The organism is Rickettsiales endosymbiont of Stachyamoeba lipophora (assembly GCF_003932735.1).
In the GTDB taxonomy this organism is placed as follows: Bacteria; Pseudomonadota; Alphaproteobacteria; order Rickettsiales; family 33-17; genus RICK01.
Genome location: NZ_CP033611.1, coordinates 334,447 through 350,009 on the forward strand (window position 1 = coordinate 334,447; position 15,563 = coordinate 350,009).

At 33.9% G+C, this 15,563-nt stretch carries 12 protein-coding genes; 9 read left to right on the top strand and 3 right to left on the bottom strand.

Going from position 1 to position 15,563, the window contains the following annotated elements:
- Position 1: 1 nt before the first annotated feature.
- From EF513_RS01460 to EF513_RS01470, 3 genes are read left to right on the top strand one after another with little or no spacing between them, the layout of a single operon-like run.
- On the top strand, positions 2 to 3,409 hold the full coding sequence (locus EF513_RS01460) for an FAD-dependent oxidoreductase (protein WP_125215643.1): 3,408 nt from the start codon (positions 2 to 4) through the stop codon (positions 3,407 to 3,409).
- Between the two features lie 4 nt (positions 3,410 to 3,413).
- Positions 3,414 to 4,094, top strand: coding sequence for an RlmE family RNA methyltransferase (locus tag EF513_RS01465; RefSeq protein WP_125215644.1), 681 nt, complete (start codon positions 3,414 to 3,416; stop codon positions 4,092 to 4,094).
- Between the two features lies 1 nt (position 4,095).
- Complete coding sequence (locus EF513_RS01470; protein WP_125215645.1) at positions 4,096 to 5,082, top strand: ELM1/GtrOC1 family putative glycosyltransferase; 987 nt, start codon at positions 4,096 to 4,098, stop codon at positions 5,080 to 5,082.
- Between the two features lie 120 nt (positions 5,083 to 5,202).
- Here the strand turns inward: EF513_RS01470 and ctrA are convergent, their stop codons facing one another.
- A complete protein-coding gene (ctrA, locus tag EF513_RS01475) occupies positions 5,203 to 5,934 on the bottom strand; it encodes a response regulator transcription factor CtrA (RefSeq protein WP_125215646.1) in 732 nt (243 codons plus the stop codon).
- Between the two features lie 244 nt (positions 5,935 to 6,178).
- Between ctrA and EF513_RS01480 the strand changes: the two genes are divergently transcribed.
- Entirely contained in the window at positions 6,179 to 7,474 is a 1,296-nt protein-coding gene (locus EF513_RS01480) for a bifunctional folylpolyglutamate synthase/dihydrofolate synthase (RefSeq protein WP_125215647.1), read from the top strand.
- A gap of 514 nt (positions 7,475 to 7,988) precedes the next feature.
- On the opposite strand, the gene EF513_RS01485 is transcribed toward EF513_RS01480, so the two are convergent.
- Positions 7,989 to 9,380: a hypothetical protein gene (locus EF513_RS01485; RefSeq protein ID WP_125215648.1), complete on the bottom strand. Its 1,392-nt coding sequence runs from the start codon at positions 9,378 to 9,380 to the stop codon at positions 7,989 to 7,991.
- A gap of 197 nt (positions 9,381 to 9,577) precedes the next feature.
- The gene (locus EF513_RS01490; protein WP_125215649.1) at positions 9,578 to 10,498 is read right to left on the bottom strand and encodes an RluA family pseudouridine synthase; all 921 of its coding nucleotides are present in this window, start codon (positions 10,496 to 10,498) and stop codon (positions 9,578 to 9,580) included.
- Positions 10,499 to 10,568: 70 nt separating this feature from the next.
- On the opposite strand from EF513_RS01490, the gene EF513_RS01495 reads away from it, so the two are divergent.
- From EF513_RS01495 to ftsY, 5 genes are all read left to right on the top strand, one after another.
- Entirely contained in the window at positions 10,569 to 11,336 is a 768-nt protein-coding gene (locus EF513_RS01495) for a 3-deoxy-manno-octulosonate cytidylyltransferase (RefSeq protein WP_206425207.1), read from the top strand.
- A 298-nt stretch (positions 11,337 to 11,634) separates the two neighbouring features.
- Positions 11,635 to 12,141, top strand: a complete 507-nt coding sequence (locus EF513_RS01500) for a CarD family transcriptional regulator (protein ID WP_125215650.1) — start codon at positions 11,635 to 11,637, stop codon at positions 12,139 to 12,141.
- A 63-nt stretch (positions 12,142 to 12,204) separates the two neighbouring features.
- Positions 12,205 to 12,597 (top strand): response regulator, encoded by a 393-nt coding sequence (locus EF513_RS01505; RefSeq protein WP_125215651.1) that lies wholly within the window; start codon positions 12,205 to 12,207, stop codon positions 12,595 to 12,597.
- Positions 12,598 to 12,935: 338 nt separating this feature from the next.
- Positions 12,936 to 14,204, top strand: coding sequence for a tRNA (N(6)-L-threonylcarbamoyladenosine(37)-C(2))-methylthiotransferase MtaB (mtaB, locus tag EF513_RS01510; protein ID WP_125215652.1), 1,269 nt, complete (start codon positions 12,936 to 12,938; stop codon positions 14,202 to 14,204).
- On the top strand, positions 14,204 to 15,124 hold the full coding sequence (gene ftsY, locus EF513_RS01515) for a signal recognition particle-docking protein FtsY (protein WP_125215653.1): 921 nt from the start codon (positions 14,204 to 14,206) through the stop codon (positions 15,122 to 15,124). The genes mtaB and ftsY overlap by 1 nt, the downstream gene beginning before the upstream one ends.
- Positions 15,125 to 15,563: the final 439 nt, after the last annotated feature.

Here is a 15,563-nt window from a genome sequence, read left to right on the forward strand (position 1 = left end):
AATGACACTAAATTTAGGATTTGGGCTTACTTTCCAAGATCTATATGATCTTTCTGGCTTAAATAAAATTGATACCCTATTTATTGGCTACTTAAACAATATACACCCTGAACTTGCAAATAATCTAGTTCATACCAGAAATCTTTATGCTAAAAATCAAGCTATTTCTTCTAAAGAATTTTCCAATCTCATTATTACACTTAGTCCAGTAGTCGAACAATTTTTAGGGGAACTTTTTAATATAAGTAATCAACTAGCTGCACTTTCACAATCTTTTACAACCTTAGAACCCTTGTTTATTTTCAAGCGTACCTTTGTTCAAAAAATTGTTTCTCGTAAATTAACTCAAATCAACTTAGCTTTAGAAAATATTACTCAAGCTAAAAATTATTTAAGTAATATTGTTAATATTGAAGATATTTTAGCTTTTGCGCAAGTAGTTAATTCGTGGCTTAGCTCTCCTGAACAATACTCACAAGAACTAGCATCTGCTGAGATAATTGTAGCAGAAATTTTAAAAAACAATCCTAAAAAATTTGATAATATCGTCTATTTCCTGCCTAAAAAGATAGACTATAATCACTTAGTAACCCATACACTCCATACCAATGATGTGGATTACTTATACAGCACTGAAGCAAAAAAAAATAATAGATATGGGTTCAGCTTACAAGACCAGGGTGGAAGCAAAGAATATGTGCTAGATCAAATCCATTATTGTATTTACTGTCATAATCAAGATAAAGATTCATGCTCTAAAGGATTAAAAGATAAAGAAAATCATTTTAAGATAAATGAACTTAATATACCGCTGGCCGGTTGCCCACTGGGTCAAAAAATTTCCGAGATGAATTATTTAAAAAATCTTGGATTTAATCTTTCTTCCTTAGCTGTAGCAATGATCGACAATCCTCTAATTGCAGCAACCGGGCACAGAATATGCAATGATTGCATGAAGGCTTGCATATATCAAAAACAAAATCCTGTAGATATTCCACAAATTGAGAGCAGTATATTAAAAGATGTTTTAAATCTGGAATATGGTTTTGAAATTTATTCATTACTCAGCAGATGGAATCCTTTAAATTTTACTCGCCCTTTACCCCACATTAATACCAATAAAAATGTTTTAGTAGTTGGTATGGGGCCAGCTGGTTTCAACCTCTCATATCATTTATTACAAGAAGGTCATAATGTAGTTGGTATTGATGGATTAAAAATAGAGGGATTGGATCATGATTTAAGCGGCATAGATTTAGATGGTAAACTTCATAATTTTAGGCCAATCCATAAAATTAGTGATATTACAGAAGATTTAGATACCAGGATTCCAGCAGGTTTTGGAGGAGTAGCAGAATACGGCATCACTTCACGGTGGGATAAGAATAATTTAACAATCATTAGGTTATTACTTGAACGGCATCGAAATTTTCGACTATACGGAGGTGTAAGATTTGGAAGCAACATCACCAAAAGCCAAGCATTCGATCTTAGTTTCCATCATATTGCCTTATGTGTAGGAGCGGGGCGACCAAATATATTAACCATACCTAATATCTTAGCTAAGGGTGTACGAACAGCTTCTGATTTTTTAATGTCTTTACAACTTAGTGGTGCATTTAATGATAAGCTGCTTACCAACCTAAGCTTAAGGCTACCGATTATAGTAATTGGCGGGGGTTTAACTGCTATTGATACCGCAACAGAAAGCCTGTTTTATTATTCTAAATTAGTTAACCGTACAGTAAAAAGATTTTATGATTTATGCAAAATTCATACTGAGGCACAAATTAGAGCCAGCTTAAACGAAGAAGAACAATCTATTTTAGATGAATATCTTACTCATTATAAGCTATTTAAAAAGAAGCCTACAAAGGAAATTAACCGCATTATTCGTGAGGATTTAGGTGGTGTTACTATCCTATATCGCCAAGAACTAAAGGACGCTCCAAGCTATAGATTTAATCATGAAGAAGTATCACTAGCTTTTGAACAGGGTATTAAATTTGCTATAAATGTTATTCCTCTTAAACTTCATACCGATAAATTTGGTGCAGTAGACAAAATTTCCATTATACAACATGGCAAAGAAATTAATCTTAATGCACGAACTGTTTTACTCGCAATTGGCACTAACCCTAACACTACTATCGCTCATGAGTTTGAAAATGAATTTTATCTTGACCAGCAAGGATATTTTAGAACGATAACCAATGATTTTAAAGAAGCTGATTCTAAAACAATAAACGCACCGCACAAGAATGATATTTTCAGCGAAATTAACTCAGATCAAACGAGTATGAGCTTCTTAGGAGATGCCCATCCTTCTTTTGCTGGTAATGTAGTTAAAGCTATGGCTAGCAGCAAGCATGCTTATCCCTTTATTACTGCTCAATTAGCCAAAGTTACTTCATATTCAGATCCTGACTTTTTTAGCAAAGTTACTAGCCACCTACTAAGCCGTGTAAAGAAAATAAATTTTATTACCTCAAATATTGTGGAATTAATTGTTGAATCAAAGTCGGCAGCAGAAAACTTTAAACCTGGCCAATTTTTTAGGCTACAAAATTATTCTAAAAATGCACTTAAAACAAAAGAGCAAACTTTGCTAATGGAAGGGCTAGCACTTAGCGGAACTATAGTGGATAAAACAAAAGGATTAATTTCTCTTATCATTTTTGAAACTCAAGGATCTTCTAAATTATGCAAATTTTTACAGCCCAATGAACGTGTAATACTAATGGGCCCTACAGGTAGCCCAACTGAAATTCCAAAAAACAAAAAAGTATTACTAATTGGTAATGGCTTTGGTAATGTCGTTTTATTTTCTCTAGCTAAAGCACTTAAAGAAAATGGATGCCAGGTATTATTCTTTGCCGGATATAAACAAGCAAGTGAAGTTTATCTTCCCGGCAATCTTAATGAGATGAGTGACACGATGGTTTGGTGTTGCGATCAACAGCAGATTATAATTACTAGAGAAGGGGATTATAGCTACAATCAAAATATTATTAATGGGCTGATTAGTTATAGTAAAACACCTAACGTTCATATAAAATTGGAAGATATAGAGCATATAATAGTAATTGGATCTAGCCAAATGATGGGCGGTGTAGCCCATGAGATCAACAACAGACTTAAACCTTATTTGCAACAAGCACATACTGCAATAGCGCGTATTAATTCACCAATGCAATGTATGATGAAAAAAGTTTGTGCTCAATGTCTACAAGAACATATTGACCCTAATACCCAGGAAAAATATTATGTCTATTCTTGTTACAAACAAGACCAAGAATTAGATAAAGTAAATTTCAAGCATTTAACAGATAGACTTAGTCAAAATAGTTTACTGGAAAAGATAACGGGACTAAAACTTAAACACCTTTTAGAGAATGAAATAAATTAAAGTTATGGCAAATTTAAATAGTAGAAACCAAAAAGTTAAAGTTAAAACGGCTAAAGGAAGAAAATTATCTTCAACTCGCTGGCTTGAAAGGCAGCTAAATGATCCGTTTGTACAGCAAGCCAAAATAGATGGATATAGATCACGCGCGGCTTATAAATTAATTCAAATTAATGAAAAATTTGGGTTGTTACACCCTGGGCAGCTTGTTATTGATCTTGGTGCTGCCCCAGGAGGCTGGACTCAAGTAGCTGCAAAATCACTAAATCCTTCAAAAACCCCTTCTTCACATATTATTGGAATAGACCTCCAACCGATGGAACCTATGGCTGATGCTACTATCATTTTAGGTGATTTTAATGATTTAGAGGTTTACGAGCAACTTATAGAGCAAATGCATGGCAGAAAAGCTGATGTAATCTTAAGCGATATGGCATCCCCTGCGTGTGGTAATTCTCAAGTAGATCATGATAGAATTATAGTATTATGCGAAATGGTCTTTGATTTTGCCTATAAATATCTTAATCATGGTGGTAGCGTAGTAGTAAAAGTACTAAGAGGTGGCACTGAACAAGAACTATTAACTAAAATAAAACACACTTTTGAAATAGTAAAACATTTCAAACCAGATGCAAGCCGTAAAGATTCTGCAGAAATGTATTTAGTAGCCCAAGGCTTTAGAGGATAATATGGTAAACATTTTAGTGCTGCAAGATAATCGGGCAGGCAATAACAAACAAGCATTAAGCGTTGCAGAACTAATTGCTAGAGAGATTCCAAGCAACATTGAAATTAAGAAAGTAGATTACAACTCTCTAAATATAGTACCTAACATTTTAGGAATTATGCCCAAATTTTATCATATAGCTAACAAAAAAGAAGTATTAGAGTTAAAACATAAACCTGATTTAATTATTGCAGCTGGCAGAAAGCTAGCCTCTGTAGCACTTGGCATTAAAAACATTTATGATTGCAAGTGGCTACAATTAATGTGGCCAGGAAGTATAGCCCACCATACAGATTTATTATTAATTCCTAAGCATGATAATTTGCGCAATTGGTTTTATAAAAATAAAATTATCCCTACTCTAGGTACCCCCACTATTATCAACGATGCTAAGCTTAAAGGTGAAGCTGCTCAATTCCCTAATCTTAATTTAATTCAAAAACGTAAAATAGCGGTTTTAGTGGGTGGCAAGCATAAACAAGGCGAACTTACCGTTGAGGCTACCAGGTCCCTAGCCAATATGCTAGATGCTATTAATCAAGACAGCAAGATTCACTATCTAATTACCACTAGTAGAAGAACAGGAACCAGCCAAACCAGCGTCCTTAAGCAGAGCATTTGTTCAGATTATGAACTTTTTGAACCAAACAACAATAATATTTTAAATCCTTACAATGCTTATCTTTATTATGCTGATGAAATCATTGTAACCACCGACTCAATTGCAATGTTAAGTGAGGCTATAACTCTTAATAAGCCCGTATATTATTTTGATGCGCCTCAACTTAGCTCTCCGAAACATAAAAGATTTTATAAAGAGCTTGAAGACTTAGAATTAATAAAAAACATATATAATTATGGTAATCAAGAATTTCATCCTAAAATTAATTTTAACGATTTAAATATACAGATTGCTCAGAAGATTATAAATAGGCTAGCTCTAAACTAAAACAGATTTAAATTTAGCCCTCAATTAATTGGGAGCAAAACTAATCCTTAAACAATAAAAAAAATCCTGCAAATTTATTGCAGGATTTTTAATAAGTATATAGGTAAATAACAACAAAAACTAGTTTGCTACAGCATCATCCATTACATTTTCAATCGGATCAGCATCTACTGGATTCTCACGAAGCATGTAACCACGGCCCCAAACGGTTTCAATATAATTTCTACCACCTGCTGCATCTGAAAGTTTCTTACGAAGCTTACATACAAACACATCAATAATTTTGAGTTCAGGCTCATCAATACCACCATAAAGATGATTTAAGAACATTTCTTTAGTAAGAACTGTACCTTTGCGCATAGCAAGCAATTCAAGAATTGCATATTCTTTGCTAGTAAGATGGAGTGGCTGGCTGTTAACTTCCACTGTTCTGGTATCAATATTGATTGCTACTTGGTCAAATCTAATTACTGATTCTGAATAACCTTTTGATCTACGTACAATTGCATGGATACGAGCAAGAAGCTCACTACGATCAAATGGTTTAGTAACATAATCATCTGCACCGAAACCAAAACCTTTAACTTTTTGCTCAGAATTAGTAAGGCCAGAAAGGATCATAACAGGAGTTTTAATTTTATTATTACGAAGCCTTAATAATACTTCATAACCATTAATATCTGGAAGCATAAGATCTAAAATAATTAGATCATAGTTACCATTATATACTTTACTAATTTGCAAACCTTCTTCACCTAAATGAGCGGTATCATATTTAATCCCATCAGATTCCAGGAGAAGCTGCAACGACATCGCAGTGGGTCTATCGTCTTCAATTATCAAAACTTTCACGTTGATACTCCATTAACTATTTTTTGTTTAATATAATGCTCGTTTCATAATTTGCAATATAAATTTGATAAAAAATTTACTTTTCGTGTAAACTTTTTATTAATTCAATCTTTTTGTGAAATTAATTTATACAGCATAAAAAGTTAAAATAACTATTTTTTATACAAACTTTATAATTCAATTTACCAAATTATGCAAATGATTTATTAATAATATTTAACAATAATTAATTTCGGAAGAATGCATGGTAAGAATGCCTCATTGGCCAAAACCCTTTTGGTACAACAGAATTCAGTTTGGATTTGAAAGGATTGCTCCTCTTTTAAATGCTTTGGACAACCCACATCTTAAAATGCCACCTGCAATTCATGTATCAGGTACCAATGGTAAGGGATCAACTTTATCATATATTCGTTATATATTAGAAACAGCCGGATATAGTGTACATACTTATATTTCTCCTCATATTGTTAGGTTTAATGAGCGTATAGTACTTGCGGGAAAAGAAATTTCCGATGAATATTTATATAATATTATGGAACGTACCCGTCTTGCAGAAATGGCAAGCGGTAAACAAGTTACTTTTTTTGAAGGCACTACAGCTGCAGCTTTTCTTGCCTTTTCTGAACATCCAGCTGACTTTTTAATTATGGAAACCGGAATGGGTGGCAGGCTTGATGCAACCAACATGGTTGAAAATAAATTAATAAATGTTATTGCTTCAATTTCTTATGATCATATGGAATTTCTAGGAGATACTCTTAGCAAGATTGCCACTGAAAAATCAGGAATTATGCGTCCAAATCTTCCTACTATAGTTGCCGCTCAAACTGAGGAAGTAATAGAAACTTTATCTCAACAAGCTGCCAAAATAAATTGCCCCACCTCGATGCACGGTGAGGATTTCGGACTTTCATTTAGAGAAGATGGCGTTTATTACGTCAGCGATGCACATGAATTTAAAATGGCAAAACCCGGCCTTGAAGGAGATCATCAATATTTAAATGCCGCAGCTGCCATTACGGCTATATTAAATCTTAATTTAGGTATTAATTATGCACAAATTAATGAGGGACTCAAAAAAACCAGCTGGCCGGGAAGACTGCAACAAATAACTTCAGGTAATTTAAGACAAATAATACCGGATGATTGGGAAGTTTGGATAGATGGTGCTCATAATCCAGGTGGCGGCCAAATTTTAGGCGTGTGGGCATATGAATTACAGCAGCAAGATCCCAAACCATTATACGCCATTTTAGGCATTACCAGAAATCGTGATGTACCATCCCTCCTCCAATTTTTAGCCCCAAGCATTACCAAAGCTTTTACTGTATATGTAGAAGATGAAGCATCCAGCTATAAATCCGAAGTACTTGCTGAAAAAGTTGCGGCTATGGGAATTCCTGCTGAAGCTTGCGAAAGCCTGGAAGAAGCAGTAGAGAAGATTTCAAAAGAGCCAGGACCCGCCAGAATTTTACTGTGCGGATCCTTATTCTTAGCCGGTATGTTTTTACGCAAAAACGGCGAGATGGCTAGATAGAGTTTAAGCTATACCCTTCCTCCAACTTGACCTTGGGTAGTAGGTGTCAAGGCTTTTTGAGTACGAGCATGCATAGCTTGATCAGCCTTAATTAACCCTTCAGATAATTTATGCACAACGCCACCAGCTTTAGTTAAAGCTGGGTCTACTACATATTTATCACCAAGCTTTTTAGCGTCTTGTGCTTTACTTAAGGTAAGGTTTATGGATTAGTAAGAAGTTTTTTATCTGCAAACCTTATCTCACCGAATAAACCCGTTTTAGCCATTATAACCATTTTTTTTATACTTTATTATGACTTTCCTTTTTTACCATTTTTATTCTCCCTTTGAATCAATAAATTAACCTTTGTATTTGTAATGCAGCATGGCTAAACAAGTAGGAAAAATGAAAAAATTTACAGCAGGCAGGAGAAAGGGCTAGATAGCTGGATAATATACAAGTATTGTAATCCAAAGGACCTGTAAAATTATACAAGTCCTTTATTCGGAAGGTTTTTATCTAAGATAAAAAGTTATTTAGATGGGCCTTTATTTGCAGTTGCAGCTTGTTGTGCTTTTACTTTTGCTGCATGCTCTATAATATAGCCCTTAGTAACCTTTACATTACCATGGCCTTGATTAATTGTCTTTTCTAACTTTTGTTGTACTTTAGCTACTTTACCTTTAGGAAGATTTAAATGATCCAGATCACCTGATGTCTTAGTCATCTCGACCCTAAAATGCTTGGAACGATTAATTCCTTTATGGCTATTTCTTTCTACAACCTTACTATTAGTAAAAGTTTTAATCTTAGCATCCTTTTCTGTGACTGGCACATATGATATTTGTTGCTTCAAGCTAGTTACAGCTTTTACCGGAGGCTCAATTAGGCCCTGGCCTTGTAAGCTCTTCTCAAGTTTTGCTTCAAGCTTTGCTAAACGCTCAATCTCTTCTTTTGCAACATAACCTTTTAAACCTCTTCTACCAGCTTCAATTCCCTTAGCAATAGTATTACCTAACGCCTTTAATGCTGTTCCTGGGAAAGTAATGGCTTTATAAGCACCCTTACTAACAAATTTAGCAATATTAGAAACTAAATCCATTACATTGGCAGTCAATGTAATTACCAAAGCAAATAACTTACCTAAATTTGCTTTCATTTTAACACCACCAAGTACAGCAGTATTTTTAATAAAAGATGCAGTTGAGCTGATTAAGTTGCCAGCAGCAAAGGTTACGGCATTTGTTGCAACCTTGCCAAACACATCTTTAAAGGCTACTCCTAAAGCTTTTTCACCTTTCTCAAACTCAGCTTTTAATTTGCTTAAGTTTTCATCAGCTTTTGAAATATGTTCAGCATTCCTAGATTTTTTTGCTTCAGATAATTCTTTCTCAGCATATTTGATTTGATTTTGAAGTGTAGTTAAACGCTCTATAGCAGCTTTGTTACCAGAAAAAATTTCTATAAAGCTGGCAAATTTCTTACTATAATTATTATACTGATTTTTCTTAGACTGAATGTTAGTTAATAGCTCTTTCTTTTTGCTTTCATCTTTTTCATCTCTATATTCTCTTCCAAGTGCTTGTATTTCTTTATCAAGATTTATTAATGGTTTAGAGATATTTGTATAAAAAGCTTGCGAAGCAGCAAATGCACTAACAGGAGGTAATATTCCCATCCAACCTTTCAGCGCATCCATTAAATATCCATTAAATCTTTTCATATCTCTATAATCTTCAACTGCACTTTGAGCTGGGCTGTTAGCTTCGATTAGCACTTTATTTCTACTAGAAGCTATAGCCTTACCCTTCTCAAAAATTAAACTTTCTGGAATAGATTTAGTTACATTTGAAGCTTGTTTGTAAATAGCATCATATTGAATTTTTAAATTTTTAGCGTAATCTTTCATGGTGCTTGTAACCATAATAATTCTCCCTTTGATTATCCATTTTAAATAACTAACAAAGATTAGTTAATTTATTAACAATAACATGAGGGGTTTAAATTTACAAACGAAAAGTTAATTAATTAACCTTTTAAAATAAAGGAGAAGAATTGTCGGTACCATCTATGGTTCACTTGTTGTGCCTAACAAGCGGCGTTAGCATTAAGCGCAAAAACTTAATTATTTTCGTAATTAAAGCCTGCTATTCGGAAAGTTTCTTTAAAATGATCAGGCAAGGGAGCTGTAACTTCAATTTGCTTGCCATTTAAACTAAAAGCTATTTTTCTTGCATGTAAATGGAGTTTATTGCCAAAGCCTTCTACATATGCCAGCTCTCTACCATACTCGAAATCTGCAAGTATTGGCGCATCTAAGCTATGTGCGGCATGAATTCTTAATTGATGTTTTCTTCCAGTTGACGGCATAAATTCTACTAAGCTTATGCAGCCTTTAAGATAATCTAACACTTGATATTCGGTATGCGCAGCTTTAGACTGGCCGGTTTCTTTATCAATAATTGGCTGCTTAATAAAACCACTACCTCTTATATCTCCTACTACCACGGCTAAGTAAACTTTTTGAACTTCTTTAGCTTTAAATAACTGGGTGAGGTTGGTTGCTACTTCACGGGTTCTAGCTAAAATTAGCACCCCACTGGTTTCTTTATCAAGTCTATGTACTAATTTAGGTCTCTCCGGATAACCTTCTTGATAAATTTCAAGTAAATCATCAATTGATTGAGTAATGCCCGTACCACCTTGGACTGCTACGCCAATCGGCTTATTAATAATAATAATATCTTTATCTTTATAAAGAACTTGTTCAAGCCAAAACTTAAGCTTCTTCTCCGGCAGATTTAATTTTGATTTAACCGGTTTACTTGCATCCTCTTTAGCCAAAAATTCAGCCACTGCTATTTGATCATTTTCTTTTATATGATCTTTAGCTACAACTTTAGCTGCATTTAACTTAATTAAACCTTTTCTTAAAGCTTGTTCAATATTAATTTGGTTTAAATGAGGTAAGGTCTTACGTAGATATCTATCAATACGTTGATTTGCTTCATGAGATTGAACGGTTAAAATTTCAAATTGCATTTTCTTAAATTAGTCTTAAATTTCGTTACAGCTTTATAAAGCAATTTAATTAAAAGATAAAGGAAGAAAAGTGAGCATTAAAAATAATACAGTAATCATTATCCCCGCCCGTCTTGCAGCCACCAGGCTTCCCAACAAGCCACTGCTTAAAATTGCAGGCCGTGAGATGATCTTACATGTACTTGAAAGGGCAATGAGTGCTAATGTTGCCGAAGTTTATGTAGCCTGCTGCTCAGAAGAAATTGCAGGTATTGTTACTTCCTTTGGTGGTAAGGCTGTAATAACTGACCCTAACTTACCAAGTGGTACTGACCGTGTTTATGCAGGGTTACTTGCAATTGAAGGCCATGAACGGTTCACTAATATTATTAACCTTCAGGGTGATATGCCTAACTTCAACCCTGAAATTATCATTAAAACAGTTGAAATTTTAGAAAAGTCTAATTGTGATATTGCTACAGTTGCCAGTCCTTGCACTTACGGCGAAGCTTTAAAAGAAAGTGTAGTTAAACCAGTATTTGGCAGTACAGCTCAAGGTTTTGCTAAAGCTTTATATTTCTCACGTAATTTAGTTCCTCATAATGCTACTCAATATTACCATCATATTGGCATTTATGGATATAGAAGAGCGGCACTTGAGAAATTTGTAAATCTTCCGGTTTCTCAACTTGAACAACATGAAAGATTGGAGCAACTTAGAGCTTTAGAACATGGGATGAATATTAACATCAGTGTCGTACAACATACTCCTATTTCAGTTGATACCCCTGATGATTTAACACTTGCCGATAGCTTACTGAGTGAAGAAGTTATAGCACTTAGAAATTATGGATTTTAGTTAACTGGTTTAAACTTGAAACATCAGGTACTTTAAGGCTCACAATTTTAAAGTACCTGCTAGCTATTAATAAGTTATTAACAAAATTTATTTAGCTCTTACAGCAAAAAATATTATTAATTTACCTATACTAAAACCCTCCAAATAAAGATTTTATTATGGTGCTTTTACAACTTACAATTTTTTAACATTTTTAGCTTTCTTAAATACGATTTTTGTGGTATAATCCAAACAACTTATAGGGAAATGGCGCCATTACCTACTATATACACATTTAAGCTTTAAGAGGAATTAAAATATGGTTAAGGTTAGCTTCGTAGTAAATGATGCTGTAGTATATCCATCCCATGGGGTTGGTTACATTATTGCTGAAGAAGTTCAAAATATTGCGGGTGTTGAGCTCAAAGTATTTGTAGTTGAATTTACTAAGGAAAAAATGACCCTTCGCGTACCTATACATCGCGCGACAGCTTGCGGCCTAAGACCAGTGCTAACAGCAGAAGAATTCAATAGAATATTTGAGATTTTAAACAGCAAGGCAAAGATCCAAAAAGGCATGTGGAGTAGACGCGCTGTAGAGTATGAAAATAAAATAAATTCTGGCAACTTAGAAGGCACTGCAGAAGTTGTAAGAGATTTGTTTAAGAACGTTAATGAAAACCCTGATTGCTCCTATAGTGAACGTATGATCTACGAAATGGCCATTACTCGCTTATCTTCTGAGTATGCTGCCGTACAAAAACAAGAAGTAGCACAATCAATAGAATATTTTACCCAACTTTTGCGCGAAAAAGAGATTGCATAATTTGATCAAAGGTGTAATTTAACACTAATAGATTTAGTTTAAAATTATACCTTTATTGAACATATGCAGCCAAAAACCATATTATTAGTTGATGATGAACAAATATGCATAGATAGTGTAGAGATGATTCTCGATGGCACTGACTATAAATTAATGGCAGCGGCGAGCGGAAGTCAAGCAATGGAAATTTTAAATGAACATGGCAGTAAGGTTAATTTAATTTTATTAGATTTAATGATGCTCGATTGCCATGGACTTGAGCTACTTCAACAAATAAAAGATAATCCTAAACTTACTACCATACCTATAATCCTTCAAACAGGCTCTCATAACGAACGAGATATTGCTATGGGAATATCTCTGGGGGCTGCATCTTGTATCTATAAGCCTTTTAAACGCGCAGCTTTAATTAATATGATCGATAGCGTATTAAATCCTCATAAATTAAACAGCTAATATAATAATTCTATTTAGACAGCAATTGACAAAAAGTTCAATTTTAATAAGAGAGATTAACTTTAGTTCCTATTAAATTATTTAACTTATTAATTAACCAAATTGTTAATCTAACTTTACTTTTAAGCTATTTTAAATTATTTATATATTAAGTTGTGTGCAGGAAATTTTATTAAGTTGTATTTGTTCTTATTAGTTGAGTTTCTATATAGATTTTTTTATAAATAGGGCTTATTATCCCATAAGAATCTACTTGAAAACCAAATTTATTTTTTTAAATTTTATTAATAAAATTTCCTTCACATAACCTAATATTTGAACAATCTATTTTATTATATATGTCGGAAGAATCACATCAAGTTATTAATTTTGGATGCCGCCTAAATGCTTATGAAAGCGAAGTTATGCGCAATGAACTAGATTCCCTTAAGAGTGAATCTCAGGTTTTTGTGTTTAATACTTGTGCTGTAACTAAAGAGGCTGAAAGGCAAGCAAAGCAATCTATTCGTAAAATTGCCAGAAATCACCCAAAAGCTAAAATAATTGTTACCGGATGTGCCGCACAAATCAATCCACAGCAATTTGTTAATATGCCTGAGGTTGATCAAGTATTGGGCAATGAAGAGAAAATGAAGCTCAGCTTTTATATTAATAACACTACAGAAAAAGCTATTGTAAACGATATCATGTCGGTTACCGAAACTGCATCTCATATGATTAACAGCTTTGACGGTAAAGCACGGAGCTTTATTCAAGTACAAAATGGCTGCAATCATCGCTGTACTTTTTGCATTATCCCTTATGGCAGAGGTAATTCACGAAGTGTGCCTATGGGTGAAATTGTTCAACAAATCAAAATATTAGTTGACCAAGGTTATAACGAAGTAGTGTTAACCGGGGTAGATATAACTGATTACGGACTAGATTTACCTGGAACACCTAATCTAGGACAAATGATAACTAGGTTACTTAATTTAACTCCAGAATTAAAACGACTTAGGCTTTCTTCAATTGACGTTGCTGAAATTGACGATGAATTGATTCAGCTATATAAAACCAATGAGAGATTAATGCCCCATTTTCATATTAGCTTACAAGCTGGGGATAATATGATTTTAAAACGCATGAAAAGAAGGCATACTAGAGAACAGGTTTTAGAATTTACTCAATTAATGAGAGAAATTCGACCAGAAACCAGCTTTGGCGCCGATATTATCGCCGGATTCCCCACTGAAACTGAAGAAATGTTTGATAATAGCTTAAAATTAATCAGCGAGGCTGGTCTTACTCATCTGCATGTATTTCCTTACTCCGAACGGGAAGGAACTCCTGCTGCTAAAATTCCTAGCAATCGCCAAGTACCAAAGGACATAAGAAAAGAACGGGCACGTATGCTACGGGAAGCTGGTGAAAAACAGTTAAATCAATTTTTTACTAATTTTAAAGGTACTACTCAAAAAATTTTACTTGAGGCAGGCAATAATTCTAAAACTGAAAATTATTTACCAGTTAAGCTGAATAATTTTGACCTTGATGAGCAAATTGGCAAAATTATTGAAGTAAAAATTACTGATACAGATCAAAACAACTTAATTGGCACATTATAATGACAGAAAATCTCAGTTGGTTTAACAGGATTAAGCAAGGCTTAAATGCTACTTCTAATAAAATATCTAGCAAAATTACAGAAGTATTTAAAAATCGCAAGCTTGATCAAGAAACCCTAGATGAGTTACAAGAAGTTTTAATTCAAGCAGATTTAGGGGTGAAAACTAGCGACTTTATTATTAACGAACTTGCTAGCAGAAAATATAACCAAGATATCAGCATTGAAGAAGTAAAGCTGCTACTTAAAGATATTATTATAGATATTTTAGATGATAAGATTGAAGAACTGAACATCACCGGACATCCTCATGTAATTATGGTATGTGGAGTGAATGGCAATGGTAAAACCACCAGCATCGCCAAGCTTGCTAATTATTATCAGCAACAAGGCAAAAAAGTATTACTTGCAGCTTGCGACACTTTTCGTGCTGCAGCAATTGAGCAACTGCTCGCTTGGGCAAATAGAATAAACTGTCCAGTAGAACACAAAGAACCAGAAAGCGATCCAGCAAGCGTTGCCTACAAGGCAGTAGAACGAGCAAAGAATGAAGGCTTTGACGTGGTCATTATTGATACCGCCGGTAGACTACACAACAAAACCAATTTAATGGAAGAACTTGCTAAAATAAAGCGGGTAATTCAAAAAATAGAACCTAATGCACCTAATGACACTATTTTAGTGCTAGATGGTACTACCGGACAAAACGCTTTTAGGCAACTTGAAGAATTTCAAAAGATTGTTGAAATCAACGGCCTGATTATTACTAAACTTGATGGCACCGCTAAAGGTGGAGTAGTAATCGGCCTGGCTAAGCAATATAATGTAAAGCTTCGCGCTATTGGAGTTGGTGAAAAGATTGATGATTTACGTCCATTTAACGCCCAGGATTTTGCTAAGTCAATTGTAGGACTGGAATAATTTAACTTCCATTAACTAAAAAATTGCTTAGCTCTATTTTTTGCGCCACATATTACAAACAGCGCAAAAAATATTTTCTTGTAATAATTAGTTTAGACACCCGCATTGCTATTATTTAGTATCTGTTTTAATACAAAAGCAAATCTAATATATATAATTTGTTCAGAATAATACGGCGCCTTTAATACCTATTATACCTGCCTTTAGTAAGTCTATGAATATAATAAGAGCTTTAATTCGAACAAAATTTTACCAAACTAAAGCGTTTACAGGCGTCAACCAATAAAAGTTACATATATAAAATAAATATTGAATAAAAACGGCTTTTTCTATCATTTATACTTAGCTTATAAGCTCTTCTTATCTATAACGCCTTGACTCTTAAAAATATGTCGTTTTTAGACTTTTTACGGATTTCGCTGTGATATCAATCAAAACA